Source organism: Streptomyces sp. B1866 (genome assembly GCF_031932565.1).
Taxonomy (GTDB): domain Bacteria; phylum Actinomycetota; class Actinomycetes; order Streptomycetales; family Streptomycetaceae; genus Streptomyces.
The window spans coordinates 37793-55509 of record NZ_JAVSCF010000006.1; the positions used below are offsets into that span (position 1 = coordinate 37793).

Annotated in this window: 31 protein-coding genes; 1 reads left to right on the plus strand and 30 read right to left on the minus strand. The window is 73.3% G+C overall.

Annotated features, from left to right (window positions below; genetic code table 11):
- Positions 1-13 precede the first annotated feature (13 nt).
- The 3 genes from RKE29_RS02060 to RKE29_RS02070 all read right to left on the minus strand — a co-directional run bounded on the left by RKE29_RS02060 (position 14) and on the right by RKE29_RS02070 (position 2687).
- Positions 14-1663: a hypothetical protein gene (locus tag RKE29_RS02060; RefSeq protein ID WP_312003244.1), complete on the minus strand. Its 1650-nt coding sequence runs from the start codon at positions 1661-1663 to the stop codon at positions 14-16.
- Positions 1644-2150 (minus strand): hypothetical protein, encoded by a 507-nt coding sequence (locus tag RKE29_RS02065; protein ID WP_312003245.1) that lies wholly within the window; start codon positions 2148-2150, stop codon positions 1644-1646. The genes RKE29_RS02060 and RKE29_RS02065 overlap by 20 nt, the downstream gene beginning before the upstream one ends.
- 162 nt (positions 2151-2312) lie before the next feature.
- Positions 2313-2687, minus strand: coding sequence for an HNH endonuclease signature motif containing protein (locus tag RKE29_RS02070; RefSeq protein ID WP_312003246.1), 375 nt, complete (start codon positions 2685-2687; stop codon positions 2313-2315).
- Between the two features lie 134 nt (positions 2688-2821).
- Between RKE29_RS02070 and RKE29_RS02075 the strand changes: the two genes are divergently transcribed.
- On the plus strand, positions 2822-3361 hold the full coding sequence (locus RKE29_RS02075) for a PH domain-containing protein (protein ID WP_312003247.1): 540 nt from the start codon (positions 2822-2824) through the stop codon (positions 3359-3361).
- A gap of 13 nt (positions 3362-3374) precedes the next feature.
- On the opposite strand, the gene RKE29_RS02080 is transcribed toward RKE29_RS02075, so the two are convergent.
- From RKE29_RS02080 to RKE29_RS30750, 27 genes are all read right to left on the minus strand, one after another.
- Entirely contained in the window at positions 3375-4103 is a 729-nt protein-coding gene (locus RKE29_RS02080; RefSeq protein WP_312003248.1) for a site-specific DNA-methyltransferase, read from the minus strand.
- Between the two features lie 189 nt (positions 4104-4292).
- A complete protein-coding gene (locus RKE29_RS02085; RefSeq protein WP_312003249.1) occupies positions 4293-4490 on the minus strand; it encodes a hypothetical protein in 198 nt (65 codons plus the stop codon).
- 70 nt (positions 4491-4560) lie between these two features.
- Positions 4561-4764: a hypothetical protein gene (locus RKE29_RS02090; protein WP_312003250.1), complete on the minus strand. Its 204-nt coding sequence runs from the start codon at positions 4762-4764 to the stop codon at positions 4561-4563.
- Between the two features lie 33 nt (positions 4765-4797).
- Entirely contained in the window at positions 4798-5481 is a 684-nt protein-coding gene (locus RKE29_RS02095; protein ID WP_312003251.1) for a hypothetical protein, read from the minus strand.
- Positions 5481-5984 (minus strand): hypothetical protein, encoded by a 504-nt coding sequence (locus RKE29_RS02100; protein WP_312003252.1) that lies wholly within the window; start codon positions 5982-5984, stop codon positions 5481-5483. Before RKE29_RS02100 ends, RKE29_RS02095 begins: the two co-directional genes overlap by 1 nt.
- Entirely contained in the window at positions 5981-6436 is a 456-nt protein-coding gene (locus RKE29_RS02105; protein ID WP_312003253.1) for a hypothetical protein, read from the minus strand. Before RKE29_RS02105 ends, RKE29_RS02100 begins: the two co-directional genes overlap by 4 nt.
- Before the next feature lie 11 nt (positions 6437-6447).
- Positions 6448-6645 carry a hypothetical protein gene (locus RKE29_RS02110; RefSeq protein WP_312003254.1) on the minus strand — a complete coding sequence of 66 codons (198 nt, stop codon included), beginning with the start codon at positions 6643-6645 and terminating at the stop codon, positions 6448-6450.
- Positions 6646-6655: 10 nt separating this feature from the next.
- Positions 6656-6823, minus strand: a complete 168-nt coding sequence (locus RKE29_RS02115; RefSeq protein ID WP_312003255.1) for a hypothetical protein — start codon at positions 6821-6823, stop codon at positions 6656-6658.
- Positions 6820-7830 carry a DUF2637 domain-containing protein gene (locus RKE29_RS02120; RefSeq protein ID WP_312003256.1) on the minus strand — a complete coding sequence of 337 codons (1011 nt, stop codon included), beginning with the start codon at positions 7828-7830 and terminating at the stop codon, positions 6820-6822. Before RKE29_RS02120 ends, RKE29_RS02115 begins: the two co-directional genes overlap by 4 nt.
- A gap of 64 nt (positions 7831-7894) precedes the next feature.
- A complete protein-coding gene (locus RKE29_RS02125; protein WP_312003257.1) occupies positions 7895-8521 on the minus strand; it encodes a GGDEF domain-containing protein in 627 nt (208 codons plus the stop codon).
- Positions 8518-8709 (minus strand): hypothetical protein, encoded by a 192-nt coding sequence (locus RKE29_RS02130; protein WP_312003258.1) that lies wholly within the window; start codon positions 8707-8709, stop codon positions 8518-8520. The genes RKE29_RS02125 and RKE29_RS02130 overlap by 4 nt, the downstream gene beginning before the upstream one ends.
- Positions 8706-8996: a hypothetical protein gene (locus RKE29_RS02135; RefSeq protein ID WP_312003259.1), complete on the minus strand. Its 291-nt coding sequence runs from the start codon at positions 8994-8996 to the stop codon at positions 8706-8708. The genes RKE29_RS02130 and RKE29_RS02135 overlap by 4 nt, the downstream gene beginning before the upstream one ends.
- Positions 8993-9364, minus strand: a complete 372-nt coding sequence (locus RKE29_RS02140; protein ID WP_312003260.1) for a hypothetical protein — start codon at positions 9362-9364, stop codon at positions 8993-8995. The genes RKE29_RS02135 and RKE29_RS02140 overlap by 4 nt, the downstream gene beginning before the upstream one ends.
- Positions 9361-9522, minus strand: coding sequence for a hypothetical protein (locus tag RKE29_RS02145; RefSeq protein WP_312003261.1), 162 nt, complete (start codon positions 9520-9522; stop codon positions 9361-9363). Before RKE29_RS02145 ends, RKE29_RS02140 begins: the two co-directional genes overlap by 4 nt.
- A gap of 326 nt (positions 9523-9848) precedes the next feature.
- A complete protein-coding gene (locus RKE29_RS02150) occupies positions 9849-10553 on the minus strand; it encodes a hypothetical protein (protein WP_312003262.1) in 705 nt (234 codons plus the stop codon).
- Between the two features lie 64 nt (positions 10554-10617).
- On the minus strand, positions 10618-10773 hold the full coding sequence (locus RKE29_RS02155; RefSeq protein WP_312003263.1) for a hypothetical protein: 156 nt from the start codon (positions 10771-10773) through the stop codon (positions 10618-10620).
- Between the two features lie 17 nt (positions 10774-10790).
- Entirely contained in the window at positions 10791-10985 is a 195-nt protein-coding gene (locus RKE29_RS02160) for a hypothetical protein (RefSeq protein WP_312003264.1), read from the minus strand.
- A gap of 17 nt (positions 10986-11002) precedes the next feature.
- Entirely contained in the window at positions 11003-12886 is a 1884-nt protein-coding gene (locus RKE29_RS02165; RefSeq protein WP_312003265.1) for an ATP-binding protein, read from the minus strand.
- The gene (locus RKE29_RS02170; protein WP_312003266.1) at positions 12883-13785 is read right to left on the minus strand and encodes a bifunctional DNA primase/polymerase; all 903 of its coding nucleotides are present in this window, start codon (positions 13783-13785) and stop codon (positions 12883-12885) included. The genes RKE29_RS02165 and RKE29_RS02170 overlap by 4 nt, the downstream gene beginning before the upstream one ends.
- 100 nt (positions 13786-13885) lie before the next feature.
- Positions 13886-14254 (minus strand): hypothetical protein, encoded by a 369-nt coding sequence (locus tag RKE29_RS02175; protein WP_312003267.1) that lies wholly within the window; start codon positions 14252-14254, stop codon positions 13886-13888.
- Positions 14251-14568, minus strand: a complete 318-nt coding sequence (locus RKE29_RS02180; protein WP_312003268.1) for a hypothetical protein — start codon at positions 14566-14568, stop codon at positions 14251-14253. Before RKE29_RS02180 ends, RKE29_RS02175 begins: the two co-directional genes overlap by 4 nt.
- The gene (locus RKE29_RS02185; protein ID WP_312003269.1) at positions 14565-14696 is read right to left on the minus strand and encodes a hypothetical protein; all 132 of its coding nucleotides are present in this window, start codon (positions 14694-14696) and stop codon (positions 14565-14567) included. Before RKE29_RS02185 ends, RKE29_RS02180 begins: the two co-directional genes overlap by 4 nt.
- Positions 14693-15262, minus strand: a complete 570-nt coding sequence (locus tag RKE29_RS02190; protein WP_312003270.1) for a hypothetical protein — start codon at positions 15260-15262, stop codon at positions 14693-14695. The genes RKE29_RS02185 and RKE29_RS02190 overlap by 4 nt, the downstream gene beginning before the upstream one ends.
- Entirely contained in the window at positions 15259-16140 is an 882-nt protein-coding gene (locus RKE29_RS02195) for a hypothetical protein (RefSeq protein WP_312003271.1), read from the minus strand. The genes RKE29_RS02190 and RKE29_RS02195 overlap by 4 nt, the downstream gene beginning before the upstream one ends.
- Positions 16137-16988, minus strand: a complete 852-nt coding sequence (locus RKE29_RS02200) for a phage antirepressor KilAC domain-containing protein (protein WP_312003272.1) — start codon at positions 16986-16988, stop codon at positions 16137-16139. Before RKE29_RS02200 ends, RKE29_RS02195 begins: the two co-directional genes overlap by 4 nt.
- Positions 16989-17038: 50 nt before the next feature.
- Entirely contained in the window at positions 17039-17419 is a 381-nt protein-coding gene (locus RKE29_RS02205) for a hypothetical protein (RefSeq protein WP_312003273.1), read from the minus strand.
- Entirely contained in the window at positions 17416-17673 is a 258-nt protein-coding gene (locus tag RKE29_RS30750; protein WP_369016016.1) for a helix-turn-helix domain-containing protein, read from the minus strand. Before RKE29_RS30750 ends, RKE29_RS02205 begins: the two co-directional genes overlap by 4 nt.
- Positions 17674-17717: the final 44 nt, after the last annotated feature.

Genomic DNA, 17717 nt, shown 5'->3' on the forward strand with positions numbered 1-17717 from the left:
CCGGGCCACCCCCTCACGCGGAGTAGAAAAACGACTCTTCCCGCTCGGCCAGCCCGGCCGCGATCACATCGCCCAGCGCCTCATGCGCCAACACACTCGCCACAGCGACGTCGATCTTCTGGGCCGGAGACGCCTTGCGCAGCACGTACAGGCCCGAGGGCCGCTCGGCCTGCCGGGTGTTGGCGATGTGTGCCTCGGCCAGCGGGCACCCGTCGTGCGTGAACGCCGCCGCCCGGGAGTCGCCGCCGCTGTTGCGCTTCACCACGTCGGTCTTCAGCCGCTCCGCCGCGGCGTGCATCTGCACCATGCGGCGGGTGTACCAGCGGATGACCCGTTCCTCCCCGTACAGGTCCACCCACTCGTCCACCTCGGTGTCCCAGTACGGCGGGTCCGCGTACAGCCGCACCACGTCGTACCGGCGCATCAGCTGGTCCATCGCCGCGCGCACCTCCGCTCGCGGCACCTGCCCGCCGTAGTCCGCCGGGTTCCAGATCGTCGGCTCGTCGTTCGCCCCGTACACCGGGGTGAACTGGTAGCCGTCCATCGTCTCGGCCCTGATCGCGGTCCAGTCGTCCATGTCCGAGCCGTCGAACCCGAGCACGATCCGGGTCATCGGCCGTACCCGCCGCGGCTTGGCCTTGGCCGCCCACTTGGCCCCGTCGAGCCAACCCGCCGACCCGGCAACGCACCGGTTGCCGAAGAACCGTTCGGCCTGCGCCGGGTCCTTCTCCATGATCTCGGCGGCCTCCGCCTCGATCGCGTCCAGGTCCACGTGCGCCGACCCGGCGTAGACGATGGCGTGGATCTTCCTGCGGTCCCGCTTGTTGCCGTAGGACAGCGTCTTGGGCGCCTGCGGGTGGTACCGGAAGATGTCCGACGCCTTCGACTCGCTGGTGCGCTGCGCCACCGAATCCTCCGAGGGATCCCAGGCGTTCGTCGTCTCCATCGAGCGACCTTGCATACCGGCCGCACCACGGCGCTGCGTCTCTGCCACGCGGCGCAGCTTGTTCGCCGTGGTGTACAGGCCCGTCTCGTCCTGCATCGCGAAGTTGATCGGGTTACCCAGGCGGGACAGCGCCGAGGACGTCACCACGTCGATACGCCCATCGTCGCCGATGCGCGTGAACTCCTCGCCCACGCGCAGGAACTCCGACAGCGGGCCGCGCTTCACCATGTTCTGAAGCGGCCTGTACACGTTGGCGACCTGGTCCTCGGACGTCGCCGTCAACTGGATCAACGGCGTCGGCCACGGTATGCCCATCGGCTCGCCCCGCTCGTACGCGTACCACCAGCCGCAGCCGCACCCGTGATCCGCGCACCGGTACCGCTCACCGCCGCGCGCCCACCCCGCGAACACCGCCGGGCCCGCAGCCTCGGCCAGCACAATCGTCGCGCTCCACGGGCCCTTGCCGGTCTTCTGCGGCGCCACCACCTGCGAACGCCGGTAGTGGAACGCCAGCGCCAGCTGCCCGAGCGTCGCGGTCGGCTTGACCCGGTAGTGGTTGACCGTGCACCACAGCTGCCACGGGTACAGCTCCAGATCCTCACCCGCGCGGAACCCGTCCGGCACCGGGCAGTGCGCCTCGATCCAGTCCGGCACCACCCACAGCGTGGGGAAGTCGACAACGAACCCGGCCGCCGAGTCAGGCGCCTTCGTCGCCATGGCTCGGCCGCTCGAACGGCACGACCTTCATCCGGTCCCGCGCCGACCGCCGCCGCGGCGCCCCGGCGGCGGACAGCCGCTCATCACCGGGCGCCTCGTCAGCCTGGACGCCGTCAGCCACCTTCCACCGGTTCCGCAGCATCCCCGACACCGTCAGCCCCAGCGACTCCTGGTACTGGCGCGCCACCTTCCGGCGCTCCGTGCTCGCGTCCGGCTTCTCCGCCTCCGCCAGCGTACGGACGAACAGCGCGACCTCCAGCTCCTGACCCAGCGCCTCCCACATCACCGCCTGCGGCTTCGCCCAGACCGCCCGCCACAGATCGAACTCCCGCACCGACGGCTCGGTCAGCGGCCAGTCCGGAGGAGGACCCGGACGGCCAGCGGCCGGCAGCAGCGTCCAACCGGCCTTGTCGCTCGGCCGCTCACGCCGCAGAGCGTTCGGGTCCGGCGCCGGTCCGGACCGGGAGCGGGCACCACCACGGGGCATCTCGATCACTCCTCCGTCGCCGCATTGCACGGCAGCAGGCGCCGTCACCTTGCGTGACAGCGAGGGACCTTCTGAACCCGACGGACCATCCAGAGCCCTCCCCGGCGTTCCGGCGCCCCACCTCGGAGGGGGTCCACCCCCACCCCGCCCGGCGACGCTGCGTCACCGGTCCCGGTCGTTCCAGCCTCCGGGCTGCTCACGTGCGGTGTGGCGGGAGTGGTGGGCCTTGGTCATGGCCTGGAGGTTGGCCCAGTCGTGGCCGCGGGGGCCGTGTGGTCCGAGGCCGTCGCGGTGGTTGACCTCGGTGGCGCGGGGGCGCAGCAGCTCGGGCAGGGTGGTGCAGTCGTCGCACTCGCAGTAGGGGTGTTCGCGGAGGTAGGCGGCGCGGGTCCGTTCCCATCGACCGTCGTAGCCCTTGGCGCGTGCGCTGCCGCGCGCGTGGGTGGCTGCGGCCTGGCAGGTGGGGCAGCGTCCGGCCTTGGTGAGGTTGGGGCATCCGGGGGTGGGACAGACCTGGAGGGCTCGGCGGGCTGGCATGGGCTTCCCTGCTTCGCCGTTTGGGGTGTGGCTGGGGGATGCGGGTACTAGCCTCGGCCCGTACGGCGCGGCTGTGCCTGGCCCCACACAGGCCCCGTGCGTCGTGGCGTGTCTGTCTGTGACGAGGGGTCCGAATGGGGAAGTTCAGTGTCCGGCCTGACATCGACGCTGCTGCGGAGCGTCTGAGCAACACGGTTGGGTCCAAGAGGGAGATCAACAAGCTGCCCGAGGTGCTGTGGGAGGGCGAGACGGTCGACATGCTCGCCACGGGCATCTACGGCAAGGGCAACGGGCTCATCGCCATGACGAACCTGCGGCTGATCTTTTTGAAGCACGGGGTGATGTCGCAGCAGTTGGAGGACTTCCCGTACGGGAAGATCTCGTCGGTCCAGTGGCAGGGCGGGATGATGTTCGGGACGTTGACGGTGTTCGCCTCGGGCAACAAGGCGGAGATCAAGCAGATTCCGAAGGCGGACGGGAAGGCGCTGGCGGACAAGTTGCGCATGCTGATCGCGCAGGGTGGGGCTCCGGCGCCTGCTGGGGTACCGGCTCCTGCGGTCCCGGGTCAGGACATCGCGGGCCGTCTGGCGACGTTGGATCAGCTTCGTGCGGCCGGTGCGATATCCGATGCTGAGTACCAGGACCGGCGCGCCAAGATCCTCGACAGTCTGTAGTCGGGGCGAGGGCTCAGGTGGTGGGGCCCTTCTGGCCCAGGCGTTGCTGGGCGGCCGTGACGTAGCGCGCGGACAGTTCGATGCCGACGAACGAGCGGCCGGAGGTCAGGGCGGCGACGCCGGTCGAGCCGGAGCCTGCGAACGGGTCCAGTACGGTGCCCTGCGGTGCGCAGACCTTCACCAGCTCGGCCATCAGCGTGTCGGGCTTTTGGGTGATGTGGGTCCGGTCCCGGCCGCGGGGCTGGCTGGCCGAGTAGAGGCCGGGGAGGTAGACGGGGTTGCGGGCGGCGTCGACCGGGCCGTGGGTGGCCCACAGGACGTATTCGCACTCTCGTTTGAAGCCGCCTTTAGCTGGCCGGGAGATCGGCTTGTGCCAGGGGACGATGCCGCGCCAGGTCCAGCCGGCGGCCTGTACGGCGTCGCTGGTGACGGGGACCTGCCGCCAGTCGGAGAAGACCAGGAGCGGGGCGCCGGAGCGGGTGAGCCGGTAGCACTCGCTGAGGATCAGGCTCAGCCAGGCGAGGTATCCGCGCTGGTCGCGGGTGTCGCCGTCGAAGTCGGGGAGGTCGTGGCGGGCGTCGCCGGTGACGTACTTGCCGCGGGCGGTGTCGTTGGTGCGTTGGGTGGGGGTGAGGCCGCCGCTGTTGTAGGGCGGGTCGGTGATCGCGGCGTCCATGGATTCGGTGGGCAGGGTGGGCAGGATGGTCAGGGCGTCGCCGTGGTGCAGGGTCCAGGCCGGCATGTGGTGCCTCCGGTTGCTGGGTGCGCTCGTGGTGGGCGCGGGGGCTGGTGTCCGTTGGTCCTCGGGTAGGTGGAGTGCGGACACGGCGAAGGCCCCGAGCCGGGTTGGCGCGGGGCCTTGGAGGTCGTGGTTAGCGGTTTCTGGGCACGCTAAACGCCCCTCAAGTGTTACAGCAGGTGGCGGGGTGGGTCAAGCGGCCTTCGCAGCGAGGCGGCTCCGGAGTTCTTCGAGGTCGACCAGGGTGCGGCCGTTGCGATCGTGGCCGTGGTGGGTGAGTCGTCCGCGGTGGAGCCAGACGCGGAGGGTGCCGGGTCGGGTGTTGGTGGCGAGGGCGGCGGCGTAGATGTCGGCCAGGACGGGCGCGGGGGTGGTGGGCTGGTGGTGCATGTCGTCCATGATGCGCCCGGGGCCCGCCGCGGCGGGTGCGCGCGGCGGGCCCCGGTGCGGGTTCAGGTGGTCACCGTGCTGCGGTCTCGCACGGGCACGGCTCGGTGTAGGGGGTCCCGTCCTGGTAGGTCGGGCGGGCGGCCTGTGCCCATGCCTGGCCCTCGCAGACGCGGGCGGTGTGGCAGGGGCAGTGCGGGCAGTCGTCCGGGGCCGGGCGCATCCAGTGGTGTCCGTCGGGGGCGTCCAGGGACGGGTCTTCGATCCAGCGGGTCATCAGGTTCCTCTCGTCAATGGTTGGGTGTGGCAGCTATCCCCTCTTGGGAGGGGTGCTCTCCGGTCGCTCTCCGGCCTGCTCTCCACTGCTCTCCAACGGGGCTTGACCTGCGTCTCCATGGCGCGGAGAGGGGACGGAGAGTGGGTCAGGGGAGGGGCCGTGCAGGAGGGCTTCGAGGTCGCTGTGCTTGATGCCGGAGCGGCCTTCGGCGCCGGGGAGGCGGAGGGTGCGGTGGATGGTGATGCCGGCGTCGAGGAGGGCGGCGCGCAGGCGGGTCTCGTCCAGGTGCGCGGCGGCGGGGTGGTTGAGGAGCCGGGGGTAGAGGTCGGCGAGGTGGATGCCGGGCCGGTCGCCGATGAGGTGGAGGACGGCGCGGGCGAGCTGGCGGCGCGCGTCGGGGACGTCGGGCTGGCGGCGGGTGTCCGGCTCGGCGGCCGGGCGCGCGGCCGCGGCCGCCGCGCGCCGGGGCGGAGGTGGCGCGGCCGGTGGGGTTGGGGCGGTGCGCCAGGCGGCGATCAGCCAGGCCCCGGCGGCGGCCCACATGATGCCCGGCTGGTGGTGGGCGGCGTTGAGGACGCTGACGGTGCCGAGGGCGGCGCCGGTGCAGCGGGCGGCGGCCGCGACGGGGCGGCCCTCGGGGAGGAGGGCCGCACCGAGGCGGCGGGCGAGCTGGGTGGAGCCGGTGACGAGCCGGGCCGGCGGGCGGTGGTCGGCCATCAGATGCTGTTCAGCAGGGAGTCGCCGATGGAGTTGATCAGCGGTAGCAGGGCGAGGGCGCCGCTGCCGGCGACGCCGGCGGACGTGCCGAGGGTGGCGCCGGAGACCGCGCCGGCGCCGATCTGCCGGATCTCGTCGCGGCCGAGCTTCTTCCACAGGGCGATCAGGGCGGTGAACGCGAGGACGACCAGGATGGCGCCGCCCATGGTGAGCGCGGGGAGGTGGGCGGCGGTCGCGGTGGCGCTGGTGGCGCCGGTGGCGCCGTTGAGGACCTTCTCGCCGGTGCCGTTGGAGGCGGCGCGGACGCGGTTGAAGATGCCGCCGATGAGGCCGCCGGCGCACGCGGAGCCGAGGATGCCCAGCACGATGCCGTAGCCGAGGGGGATGAGGGCCCGCCAGTTCTTGGCCTTGGTCCCCTTGTTGGCGTGCCACCAGCGCATGCCGTGCCAGGCGAGGATGGCGAGGCCGACAGTGATGCCGCCGGCGGTGACGGGGGCGTTCATGAGGTGACTCCGGTGATCCAGTAGACGGTGATGGTGATCAGGGGTTCGGCGGGCAGGAACGCGGCGCCGAGGAGGGTGGTGTAGAGGCCGGTGGCGGTGAGCCACCAGCCGCGAGCGGCGTCGAGCGCGGCCGTGATGGTGATGGCGACGGCGGCGATGACGTACGCGCCGGGCGTGGACAGCTCGGGGTCGAGGAGGACCTGGTGGCCCCACCAGATGCCGGGCGGGACGGCGCAGGCGGCGGCGGTGGGCCGCCAGGTCCAGTGGTCGGCCAGCAGGTTCCGCAGCCGGTTCCGGCCGGGCGGCGCGGGGACGGGGGCGGTGCCGAGGACGATGACGCGCGGTTCCGCTCGTGGTTCCGGCCCGGTTCCGGTGGGGGTGTTGGTCCACCAGGTGGTGCGGCCGACGGTGGGCGCGTACGGGGGCGGCGGGGGGACGCGGGGATCGGGCATGGCAGGGGCCTTCAGTGCGTGAGGCGGGCGGTGGTCAGCGCGCCGGCGGCGGTGGTGGCGGTGAGCGTGGCGGCGGTTTTCCAGTCGCGCTGGTGGGCGGCGGCGAGGATGAGCGCGGCGGCGGTGGTGTCGGCGGCCAGGGCGCCGAGGGGGCTGAGGCCGAGCAGCAGGGCCAGGCGCCAGCCGGTGGCGAGGGGTTGCAGGTCCATGGCGGGTGCCTCAGCGGTGGAAGAGGAAAGCGACGTACGCGCCGGCGACCGTGAGGAGGGCGACGGTGCGGGCGGCGGGGAGGAGGTAGCGGCCGGGTTCGCGGCGGGAGCAGGCGACCAGGCCGAGGGCGCCGAGGAGCGCGAGGGCGGGCCACAGCCAGACGGAGAGGACGGTCACGCGTATCCGCCTCCGCCCTGGCCGATGCCCTCGGCGCCGCTGCCGCTGCTGGTGCTGCGGGCCTGCCGGGCGCGGGACAGCACGGTGCGTACGTACCGGTCGTCCACGGTGATGCGGTTGATGCGCTCGACGCGGGCGACGATGGCGGCGGCGGTCGCGCTGGTGCCGAGGTGGGCGGCGGCGTCGAGGATGGCCTGGGCCTTGGTGACCGGCGGCAGGGCTGTGACCTGCGGCGCATCATGATGCGCGTCAGGCGCATCATGGTCGTCTGCGCGGTCGACCTCGACCTGCCGGGAGCGTCCGTTGAGGACGAGGGCGACCTGGACGGCGTCCACGACGACGCCGTAGGTGATCAGCAGCGCGGCGAGTTCCGCGGGCGTCAGGCCGGGCTGCGCATCATGGGCGATGCGGATCGCATCAGCGGGGTCCATCTCGGCGAAGCGGCGCCGCAGTACCTCCGACGCTGAATGCCGGGAGGGGGCGGGCGCGTTGGCCGGGCTGGCGGGCGCGCCCGCGGTCTCGATGTGGGCGACGGCGCGGGACCGTACGCCCTGTCCGGCCAGAACGGGGGCGAGCAGCCAGGCCCACCCGCCGAAGGCCGGCGGCCGGAAGGGGCGGTCGCCGCGCTGCGCGCGGGCGGCGGCTCGGGGGCCGGCCCAGGCGAGTTCGGAGACCAGCAGCAGAGCGGCGGTGGGCACGGCGAAGAACACCGCGGCCGGGGCGCCGCCGTGGATGAGGCGGGCGTGGGTGGTGTTGAGGTAGACCGACGCGGCGGTCATGCCGAGGGCGGCCAGGCGGGCGCCGGCGGCCGAGCGGCCGGCGGCGGATGCCTCGGAGGCCAGGCGCAGCAGGGCGTAGGCGGCGCCGTCGAACGCGGCGACGGCGGCGACGGCGACGGGCTGGGGCGTGTTGTAGTGGCGGGCGAAGGCGTACAGGCTCCACCCGGTGGTGGCGATGGCCGCGAGGGACACCAGGGTGATCGCGGCACGCCAGGCGAGGCGCTTCAAAGGGGGGTCCTTCCGCCGGGCCCGCCCGCCCGCGTGCGGTGGGGCGGGCCCGGTACGAGGGTGGTCAGGAGTGGGTGCCGGGGCGGCCGGCGCAGCGGCCGTTGACGGTCGGCTCGCCGGGCTCGGGGCCGGTGGCCAGCCGCCAGCCGCCCCCGGCCCGCTTGGCCGCGTACATCGCCTCGTCGGCGCGGCGCAGCGCGGCCGACAGGTCCGTACGGGCGGGCGGCCAGTAGGCGCCGATCGAGGCGCCGACGGTCAACTGCCGGCCGTCGTGGTCGAACGGGGATGTCAGCCACTGGTGCAGGGCGGTCAGCTCGCCGCGCACCTGGTCGGCGTCATCGACCTGGATGACGGCGGCGAACTCGTCCCCGCCCAGCCGGGCCGCCACGCCGAGCCCGTCGGTCCACTCGGTCAGCCGCTGCCCGGTGGCGCGGATGGCGTCGTCGCCGGCGTCGTGCCCGTGGCTGTCGTTGAGGGCCTTGAAGCCGTCGAGGTCGACCAGCACGACCGCGGCCGGGCGGCGGCGGGCCAGCGGCCGGCGGGCGGCGCGCTGGAAGGCGGCGCGGGTGGGCAGGCCCGACAGCGGGTCGCGGCGGGCGGCGGCCAGGCGGCGGCGCAGCCACCAGCCGTGGATGCTCCACGCGGCGGCTACCGGCAGGGCGGAGGCGAGGGCGGGCAGGTTGCTGCTCATCGGGGCCTCCGTCCGGCCTTGGCGCGGGCGGCGGCGTCCTGCCGGTCCATGCGCGCGCGGATGTCGGCGGCGGCTGCGTAGTCGGCGGCGCAGGCGGCGACGGTGGCCGGCTGCTCGGCCACGCTGGTGCCGGGCTGCGGGGTGGCCGGGGGCTCGGTCGGCGTGGGCCGGGGCGTCGGGGTGCTCACCGGTCGCTCCCCTCGATGTCCTGGGTGGGGGTGGAGCTGAGGGGCGTCGCGGCCGTGTAGGTGACGGGCGTTTCGGCGGTCCACGTGCGGAGCTGGTCGGCGGCCTTGGCCGCGTCACGGCCGCCTGCGACGGCGTCGGCGGTGATCCGCACACGCCAGGCCCGGATGTACAGCAGCTCGTCGTGGACCCGGTCGTCGTCAGCCGTGGCGGGCAACGGCAGGCGGAGCGCGTCGCGGATGGCGGCCAGCAACTCGCGGACGTCGGCGGGCAGGTCGGGGGTGCTCACCGGTCGCTCCCCTCGGCCTCGTCAGCGGCCGGGGCCTGGTCGGCGGTGTCCGGGAGCGGCGTGGCGTAGCCGATCAGGCGTACGTCGGCCCCGGCGAACTGGACGGTGGCGTTGAGGGAGACGTGCAGCGTGAACTCGCGGTAGCTGACGGCCTCCGGGAGGATGCCCAGCGCCTCGCGCCACGTCTCGAAGTGGGCCAGCGAGCCGTGGTCGTGGAAGCCGATGTCGATCCGCTGGGGGGTGTAGGGCGACAGGCTGATGCTGGCGGCCGGGAGGTGCCCGAACGCGGCGAAGACCGCGGTGAGGGCGGTGAGCGCGGTCTGCTGGTCGGCGAGCTTCACGGCCTCGGGCAGGTCGGCGGTGGTCACTGGTTCACCCCCGCGGGGCGGCTGGTGCCGGTGACGCCGGCCTCGGTGGCGCGGAGGGTGAGGATGCGGCCGCCGTGGCGGCGGACGAGGCCGACGGCGATGAGGCGCCGGGTCGGCGGGAGCGCGTCGAGGCGCGCGGGCATGGCAAGATCGGCCACAGCCGACTCCTTGGTTAGGTCAGGGAGTACGCCCGGCATGCCGGGCTTCGGTCAGGCCGTGACGCGGGGGTGGAGCCCTGCGTCACGGCCGTTGTGCATCAGGGCAGTTGGTGGAGCAACCGCCGAGTGGCACTCCACTAACGTAGCGCGTCCCGTAGACCGTGGCAATCCACTGTGGGAGCATTGCGCCATGCCAGCAGGAGTCCACAAGAAGCGGGCCCGGACCTACCGTCCGGACAGCCCCGAGCTGTACGAGCGGGCCAAGGCCGCCGTCGCCGAGGTGGGCTCCGACATGAACAGCCACCTCAACCACTTCCTGCGCTGGCTCACGCATGAGACGGATGACCTTCCGGCACGTCCGCCACGGCAGACACGGCCGAACCCGCCTGCGGGGCCGGAGGAGTAACCGCCGCCTGCGCGCGGGCGAGCGCCAGCCACCGGTCCGGCCCCCATTCCCCACCGCACCACTCGCAGCGCGCCGCCGACTGCCCCGGCCGCAGCAGGACGACCGCCCCGCACCGGCCCTCCACCGTCTCCACCGGGCAGTACCCCAACCGGCGCGCCCGCTCGCCGGGCGGCGCCGGGTCCACGACCGACAGCACCGACCGCTCCAGCTCACGCATCTCCGCGGCGAACTCGCCGGCCGCTGGCCACTGCTGGGCGATCCAGTCGAGGTTCATCGCCAGGCCGCGCGCGGCGGCCCGGACGCGGTTCTCCGCGGTCCCGGCCACGGCTGGCGGGCCCCAGCCGCGGTCGGCCTGCATGGCGGCCCGCCAGTCCTCCAGCACGCCGACGATCCCGCCGGGGCCGCGGAGCGACAGGGCGGTCTCGGAGACGGGCAGGGGTGCCTCGGCGGGGCGTGTGCCGCCGTGCTCGGGCCGGGTCCTGCCGGGGGCGAGGAAGGCGGCCAGGACGGCGTACAGGCCCGGCATCCGGGCCAACCGCCTGGCCGTACCGGCCGTGCAGCCGGGGCACAGGTAGTGCTCGGCCTGGTCGCTGCGCTGCTCGCGCTCACACAGCTGGCAGTCCATCGCGGCCTCCTTCAGGGTGGTCGGAGCGGCCGGCCCCGGCACCACGGGGCCGGCCGGGTGGCGGTCAGGCCGCGGGGGCGCCGAGCAGGGCGGCGGTGGCGGCCTGCTGGGCTTGGTCGTACTCGGTGTCGGTGACGGTGGGGTCGTCGCCGAGGGTGGTCAGCCAGGCGGTGACGTCGGCCGGGTGCCAGGTGTCGAGGTCGGTGGGGATGGTGAGCATCGGGGTCTCCTTCGTGGTTACGGGTGCTGTCGCCGAGCGACGGCCTCGGCGATGGCGGTGACGAGGTCGTCGGTGTGGGCGGTGAGCCAGCGCGTGAACGCCTTTTCGACGGCGGCCTCGATGGCTTCGGGGACCGTGATCTCGTGCTGGTCGAGCCAGTCGGCGAAGGCTTCGCCGGTGGCCTGCTTGAGGAGGTGGCTGTTCGCGGGCATGCCGGTGTCTCCGTGGGTCAACAGGTGGGGTGGGTGGTCTGGCCGGGTTCGACCCAGGTCATCGGTTCGCCGCAGCCGGTACACAGAGGGGTCTGATTAGAGAGTTGCTGCATTTCAGCGTCCCCCAGCGTCCCAGCGTCCCCCCTGTCGTGTTCCCGCAGGTCAGAGGGGGTGCGGTGGGGGGACGCTGAGGCGTGGCCAGCGTCCCCCTCAGCGTCCCCCAGCGTCCCCCCTGCCGGGTGGGGGGACGCTGCGGGGGGTTCGCTAGCGTCCCCCCTGTTTGCGCTGGTCACAGGCTCTTTCGGGTCGTGGGGGGACGCTGGGGGACGCTGTTCCGACCTTTTACTCTGGTCATCTGCCTGGCGGTCTTCGGTGGCTGCGCGCCGCTCCTCGGTGATGGTGAGGGTGTACAGGCGCTGCTTCTTCGGCTTGGGCCCGCGCTTGCTGTCGTCCACCTCGATGCCGATGGTGCGCAGGGCAGGGGCGAGGCGCTTGAGCTGGCCGCCGGCGCGGGTGGCGTCCTTGGGCCACTTCTTCGGCAGCCGGTCCGGGGTGGGCACGCGCTCCAGCAGTTCGGAGGCGGTGAGGGTGACGCCCTGCGGGCCGGCGGCGTCGACCAGGGCGGTGACGGCCTGGGCGAAGGGTTCGCCGTCCAGGACATCGGCGACGGCGTCGCGGGCGCTGGCCTTGTAGGACTCCAGCGTGGACCAGCCCTTGACCTGGTCGACCGCGGCGAGGATGCGGGCGAAGTCGGCCATGCGCGGGCGCTCGGTCAGCTCCACGTCGGGCAGTGCGGCGAGGACCTGGGAGAGGAGGTCGAAGAGGCTGGCGAGGATGCCCGCGTGGGCGTCGGCGTAGGCCGCGTCGAGTTCTGCTTCCTCCCGGCGCTTGCTGTCGGGGATCAGGTGCAGCTCGATGGTCATCAGCCGTTCGGCCAGGTCCCCGGCGAGAGCGCCAGCGTCGATGGTGGTCATCGCCAGGACGCGGCGGAACTCCAGCACCACCACGTCGTCATCGGTGTACAGCGCGCGGTCCACGATGCCGTCGCCGGTCACCGCCCGGCACAGCGCGTCGGAGAGCCAGTCCGGCACGGTGCTGATGTTGTCGATGCACAGAGCCCAGGAGTTGAACGCCTGGGTGGCCCAGGACTTGATATCCCGGGGCGCGGTGCGCTTCGGCGCCCCGGAGGGGTCGACCAGGCCGATGACCATCTTCGCCGAGTACGACTTCCCCGTGCCCTGCTCCCCGCGGAAGGTGAGGATGGGGTGCGGCAGGTCGGGGATGAACGCGGCGACCAACCAGGCGACCAGCAGACGAAAGCCGTCCTCTCCGGTGTTCAGCAGGTCTTGCAGTCTCGCCAGGCCATCGCCGTCGCGGATGGGCTCGGGCAGGGGCTTCATGGCGCCGGAGCGGCGGAAGAGCACCGGGGAGCGCGGGGAGCGTTCCCAGCCGTGGGGACCGACGATGACGCACCGGCCGTCGGGGGTGCCCAGGTCGATGACGATGCCGTCCTTGTACCGGGCGGCCCGCAGGTGCGGGACGCGGGGCTCGGCCACCTGCGCATCGCCTTCCAGGACGGTCATGGCGTCCGCCAGCGCCGACTGGGAAGGCACGGACCCGCCGCTTGAGTCGGTGTACTCGCGGGCGATCTGGGAGCGCAGGCCAGCCTTCCCCCGCAGGGGCAGAGCGATGTTCGGGCCGTCCACCTTGGCGGCGTAGGGCCGGCCGTCCTCGGACATGAACAGCTCGTACCGCTCCCGGGCCAGCGCCACCAGCAGGGACGCCTGCGAAGGCCCGCGGCCCTTGCCCTCCCCGGTGTCGGTGTCGAGGCCGTTGCGGGCCAGGATCTCCCGGGCCTGCTCGTTGATGTCGTTGGCGTCGTTGTCGGCGTCGTCGCTCATGCGCAGCTCCGGGCGGGGGCGTTGCGGGCGCTGGCCACGGTGCGTTCGGCGGCGCGCTCGGGGTGGCCGAGCGTGACGGCGGCGTCGACCAGGGCGCGGCCGACGGCGTCGGCGTCGGCCCCGGTCTCGTAGGCGCGGCAGGCCGCCCAGTACAGGCGGTTGTTCAACTCCCCGTCCGGGGCGGCGAGGACGAATGCCACCAGGCTCTCCAGCAGGCGGGCGCGGCGCGGGCCGGGCAGCACGACCGGGTGCGAGCGGGGCGCGGGCGGCGGGGGCAGCATCAGCCGCAGGAGCCCGTCAGACAGTTCGGCCGGGTCGCGGAGCTGGTCGACGCGGTACACGCCCTTCGGGGTCCACGAGCCGGGCCCGACCAGGTATCCGCCGTAGCCGCGCACGTCGATGCCGGGGGCGAGCTTGCTGGCGCTGTTGCGCACCGGCGCGCCGGCCGGACCGGTGAACCACAGGTGCAGCCCCCCGCTCGGGGTGGCGACGACCATGGTGTCCGGCACGGTGAAGGCGTGCTGTTCGGCGAGCGCGGCCAGGGCGGCGACGCCGTCGAGACCGTTCTTGCGGTCGAGGTCGACGCCGAGGAGCGGGTAGTGGCCGCGGCCGCACGCGATGCCGTACCCGGTGGCGTGCGGGGCGGCGGCGAACAGGGCGTCGAGCTGCTGGGGGTCGGTGGTGGCGTCGTGCACGCCGTGCCCGATCCGCCCGCACTCCCCGCGGCACGGCCGCGCGCGGGACGGGTCGTCACGGTGGGGCGAGCGGATGGCGGGCAGCTTGGCCCGGCCGATGGGGAAGACGTGCAGCCCGCGCCGCGCCGCGCTGGCCGCCGCGTGCCGGGCCTGCTGCCAGGCTCGGCCGAAGTCGTTGGGCGGGTGCCCGGTGGTGCTGTTCACGAACGGTGGCTTTCTGTCGTGCCGACGGGTGTTCGTGGTGCGCGCCGGGCCCGAACCCGCCAGGGGGTGGCAGGTCCGGGCCCGGGCGCGCGGGCCCGGTTTACCCGGTGCCGGTCGGCCGCTCGGCGAGCATCCGCGCGTGGTCCTCCCGCAGCAGCCGCACGTACCGCAGCACGTACGCCTGCAACCAGGCGAGCCCAGGGGCGCCCCCGCGTACCGAGAGGGTGACGCGGCTGACGCCCAGGTAGCACGCGGCGGCGATCGCGTGGGGAAGCCCGCTGCCCGCGACCCGCAGGGCGGTCCGCCCGAGCTGCACGTCGACCTCGCACCCGGGCGGCAGGTGGCGGGTCTGCTCGGTGAGGTGGTCCAGGACGTCCCGCTGGGTGGCGTACCGGCCGGAGGTCAGCGCGACGGTGATGGTCACACCGACCTGCGGGTAGGGGAACGTCGGGTCCGGGGTGCTGCTCACCTCTGGCCTCCTACGGTGTACGCGACGGCGGCCACGATGTCGGCCTGGTGCCGCTCGCAGGCCGGGAAGTCGTAGCGGAGTTCGGGCCCGGTGTGGACGCTGACGACGACCGCGGCCGGGGCCGGGCAGCCGCCGCACTGGTACCCGCGCTGGTTGTGCGGGGAGTCGGGCCCGTCGGGGCAGTCGCACCACGTGCACCGTCCGCCGTCCACGGTGGTGATGGCGACGGGGACCTGGCCCGGGAGGGCGGCCGCTTCGGCAGCTGCGGCCAGCGTCTGGTCGGCGAGGAAGGTCTGGTAGGCGGTGCGCTTCACGCGTCCTCCCCGGCGATCTGCTCGGTGGTCAGCGGCGACGCGGCGACGATGCGCTGCTCGTAGGTGTCCGTGGCCGGGCGGCCGGGGGTGGGGTCCCCGGCCGTCGCGGCGTCATACCGGGCGGTCATGCGTCCGTCCCGCTGTCCTCGGCGGGCCAGCAGCGGCCGAAGGAGTCGGCGTGGTCGCCGTCGTGACGGCAGGGCTGGGCGCACGGCAGCCGGTCCAGCACGTCGCCCGACGTGCGCCAGCCGGGCCGCTTGTCGCCGCAGCTGGAGGTGTAGACGAGCGCGAGCGGAGTGCCGTCCTCCTCGTGGCCTGCCGCCGCGTTCAACCCGGCGAGGATCGTGCGGAACACCGCGCGCGGGTCCGGAGCACCGGCCAGTGCCCGCCCGGCCAGGCATACTGCCGCTTCGGCGAGGCGTCCGCTGTCCCCAGGCTGTGGAGGGTTGCGGTCGGCGATCTCGTGGGCCACCCCGTCCAGGGCGACGAACAGGGGGTGCGCGACGTTGTCGTCCATCTCCAGCATGAAGTGGAACGCGAGGCCGCGGTACAGCAGGTCCCGGAGTGCGGCGGTCTCCTCGGGGGTGGCGCCGGACGCCTCGGTGACCGCCAGGGTGCGGCGGGCCAGGGCCATCACGTCATCGAAGGACAGCCCGCTGTAGGGGCCCACGGTGGCGGGGGTCGTGGTGGTCACGCGTCCTCCTCGGCGGTCAGCTCCAGCGCGGCCCGCAGGGCGCGGAGGGTCTGGGTCGGGTCGCTGGAGGCGCGCAGGGCTTCGGCCATGGCGTCCACGGCGGTGCCGAACGCGAGGTCGGAGTACGCCTTGAGCGGGTCGTCCCACCCGCCGGCCGCGCTGCGGTGGGGGGCGGCGGCCTGGTTGACGGCGCGGTGGACCTGGTCGAGGACGTGCCCGGCCCATGCGTCGGGTCGGGCGGCTTGGGCGGTGTGGATGGCCTGTTCGACCAGGGCGGCCACCGCGGCGAGGACGGGCGCAGTGTCGGCCGGGGTGGCCGACTGGGGCTGTTCGATGCTGGCGAGGCGGTCGCGGAGCCGCTGCACCTTGGGGATGAACTTGATCAGGCCAGCGATGAACTGGTCCGTTTCGGCTAGGTCGAGATCGACGCCGGTCTCGCTGTAGAGGGACAACGTGGTGACGGGCCCGTTGCCGTCGTCCCAGGTGTACAGCTCGGCTCCCAGGAGGGCCCTGTCGGCACCGGGGGCGGTGAGCTGCACCAGCCCGGGCGTCGGTGCCTGCCTGGCCTGCTCCTCGGCGAGGGCATTGAGCCGGGCGGCGAAGACAGCGGCCTGCTTGGCGGCGGCCCGGGTGCGCTCGGGGGTGTCGAGGTCGACGTCGTCGTTGAGGTCGAGGCCGATCCAGGGGACCGGACCGCCGTCGAGGCCGGGTCGGAGTTCGGCGGCGAAGATCTGCGGGATGCTGGTCGGCCGGGAGTCAGGCTGGTCGGTGGCGCCGTCGAGGGCCTGGTGTGCGGCCTCGGCGAGCGCGACGGGCAGCGGCCCGTCGGTCGGCAGGTCGGCCAGCGCCGGGGGCGGGGCGGTGGTGGTGGGCTTCATCGGGCGCGCCCCTCGGTGCCGGCGGGAAGGTACAGGACGGTGCCGCTGACGGGCGCCGGGTAGAAGTGGCCCAGCAGCCTGACGCGCAGGTAGTGCGCGTGCCGGGGCCGCACATACGGCACGTTGTGGAGCGCGCCGCCCAGGAACTCGGGCACGGTCTTCACCCGGTGCGCGTGGGCCTGATACGGGGTGTTGTGCCGGTCGGTGCCCGGGGCGTCCTTGAGGATCCGCAGTTCCCGCAGGGCCTTGATCGCGGAGTTCTGCCCGAGCGGCTTGCCGTTGGGGCGGCGGATACCGGACTGCTGGGCGAATACGGCGGGGTGGATCAGCCCGCGGGCGTTGGCGAACTGCTCCCACGCTTCGGCGGCGGGGGTGAGTTCGGCGACCTTGGCCTCGGCGGTCTGCCGGGCGGCCCGCTCCTGGAGAGCGAGGGCGACGGCCTGGCGGGTCAGATCGGTCTGCCGCTGGATCTCCGCCAGCGGGTCACCGAGGACCGGCGGGGCCGCCAGCATCAGCTCCGCCTCCCGGGTCTTGGCCGCGAAGTAGATCAGCGCGGCGCGGATCTCCTCCTTACGGGAGTCGCCCCGCATCGCGGTCAGGTACGCGGCGTTCCGGGACAGCTCGTACTCGTCTCGCGGCCTGCCGCCCGTGACTTTTTCCCGGTAGCGGGAAAAAGCCTGGTCAGCAGCCTGTTCGCCCTGCTCGGCCAGCACGACGTTGCGCGCCTGGTCGATGGCGTCGGTGAAGTTCGCCCACTTGCTGTAGCCGAGCAGCGGCATCAGCTCGCGGCCGACCCAGTACTCGGTGCCGTCCGGGCGGGTGCGCCGGATCGCGTCGAACGGCGACACGGCAGGTACGGGCTGGCTAGGCGCCACCCCGGGTGACGTGGGAAGATAGGTCATGAGTACGGGCCAATCTGCTGGGATGTGGATTCGTTGACGTGCTCGACAGATGGCGTCGCAGTTGCACCTGCGGCGCCGTCGTCGTTCTGAGGGAGCCGAAGCCACGCAATGACGTCCGCAGTCCGGACGAAGCGCTTCCGCCCCAGGCGGACGGTTTCAACGGGTAGCCGGTCCTGGGCCGCCAGTTGGTAGGTGGTGGACTCGGCCATCTGACAGATGCCCCGCCCGAAGTCGGGCCAGAGCGGCATGAGCGGCGGCTGGTCGTACAGCTTGGCGATCGTCAGCCTGCCGGGCGTGGCAGGTGAGGCCGTTATCGCTGACTCCCGCAGGGCCCGGTCGGCCAGCGCACGAAGGGCGGTCGGCAATTCCTCGGTCATGCCGACTCTGGCCTGCTGCTCGTAGGCGCGGCTTGCTTGCGGAGTGAGTCGATCAGTTCGCAGTAGGCGAGTGCAGGCTTCCCACGCGGGGAGCGGATGCCTCGCTCCCATCTCCAGACGGTGGACTGGTCTACTCCACAGCCGCGGGCTACTTCGCCGATGGATAGCTGTGCCGCAACTCGCAGGCGCTGCGCCTCACCGCTCGCTAGGGCCTCTCGCACCCGAGCGAGACGCAGTACATGTGTTCGGGTCATACCGCCGCACCTTAGCCGCAACCTAGCCGTCTCGCAACGATGGA

What these genes read in the sequence shown, in the direction of transcription:
- RKE29_RS02185 (WP_312003269.1), bottom strand. Translation starts at nt 14,696, where the DNA reads ATGACCGCCCGGTATGACGCCGCGACGGCCGGGGACCCCACCCCCGGC.
- RKE29_RS02090 (WP_312003250.1), bottom strand. Translation starts at nt 4,764, where the DNA reads ATGACCCGCTGGATCGAAGACCCGTCCCTGGACGCCCCCGACGGACAC.
- RKE29_RS02105 (WP_312003253.1), bottom strand. Translation starts at nt 6,436, where the DNA reads ATGCCCGATCCCCGCGTCCCCCCGCCGCCCCCGTACGCGCCCACCGTC.
- RKE29_RS02060 (WP_312003244.1), bottom strand. Translation starts at nt 1,663, where the DNA reads ATGGCGACGAAGGCGCCTGACTCGGCGGCCGGGTTCGTTGTCGACTTC.
- RKE29_RS02155 (WP_312003263.1), bottom strand. Translation starts at nt 10,773, where the DNA reads ATGCTCACCATCCCCACCGACCTCGACACCTGGCACCCGGCCGACGTC.
- RKE29_RS02195 (WP_312003271.1), bottom strand. Translation starts at nt 16,140, where the DNA reads ATGAAGCCCACCACCACCGCCCCGCCCCCGGCGCTGGCCGACCTGCCG.
- RKE29_RS30750 (WP_369016016.1), bottom strand. Translation starts at nt 17,673, where the DNA reads ATGACCCGAACACATGTACTGCGTCTCGCTCGGGTGCGAGAGGCCCTA.
- RKE29_RS02085 (WP_312003249.1), bottom strand. Translation starts at nt 4,490, where the DNA reads ATGCACCACCAGCCCACCACCCCCGCGCCCGTCCTGGCCGACATCTAC.
- RKE29_RS02065 (WP_312003245.1), bottom strand. Translation starts at nt 2,150, where the DNA reads ATGCCCCGTGGTGGTGCCCGCTCCCGGTCCGGACCGGCGCCGGACCCG.
- RKE29_RS02075 (WP_312003247.1), top strand. Translation starts at nt 2,822, where the DNA reads ATGGGGAAGTTCAGTGTCCGGCCTGACATCGACGCTGCTGCGGAGCGT.
- RKE29_RS02160 (WP_312003264.1), bottom strand. Translation starts at nt 10,985, where the DNA reads ATGCCCGCGAACAGCCACCTCCTCAAGCAGGCCACCGGCGAAGCCTTC.
- RKE29_RS02070 (WP_312003246.1), bottom strand. Translation starts at nt 2,687, where the DNA reads ATGCCAGCCCGCCGAGCCCTCCAGGTCTGTCCCACCCCCGGATGCCCC.
- RKE29_RS02080 (WP_312003248.1), bottom strand. Translation starts at nt 4,103, where the DNA reads ATGCCGGCCTGGACCCTGCACCACGGCGACGCCCTGACCATCCTGCCC.
- RKE29_RS02205 (WP_312003273.1), bottom strand. Translation starts at nt 17,419, where the DNA reads ATGACCGAGGAATTGCCGACCGCCCTTCGTGCGCTGGCCGACCGGGCC.
- RKE29_RS02100 (WP_312003252.1), bottom strand. Translation starts at nt 5,984, where the DNA reads ATGAACGCCCCCGTCACCGCCGGCGGCATCACTGTCGGCCTCGCCATC.
- RKE29_RS02165 (WP_312003265.1), bottom strand. Translation starts at nt 12,886, where the DNA reads ATGAGCGACGACGCCGACAACGACGCCAACGACATCAACGAGCAGGCC.
- RKE29_RS02110 (WP_312003254.1), bottom strand. Translation starts at nt 6,645, where the DNA reads ATGGACCTGCAACCCCTCGCCACCGGCTGGCGCCTGGCCCTGCTGCTC.
- RKE29_RS02095 (WP_312003251.1), bottom strand. Translation starts at nt 5,481, where the DNA reads ATGGCCGACCACCGCCCGCCGGCCCGGCTCGTCACCGGCTCCACCCAG.
- RKE29_RS02150 (WP_312003262.1), bottom strand. Translation starts at nt 10,553, where the DNA reads ATGGACTGCCAGCTGTGTGAGCGCGAGCAGCGCAGCGACCAGGCCGAG.
- RKE29_RS02125 (WP_312003257.1), bottom strand. Translation starts at nt 8,521, where the DNA reads ATGAGCAGCAACCTGCCCGCCCTCGCCTCCGCCCTGCCGGTAGCCGCC.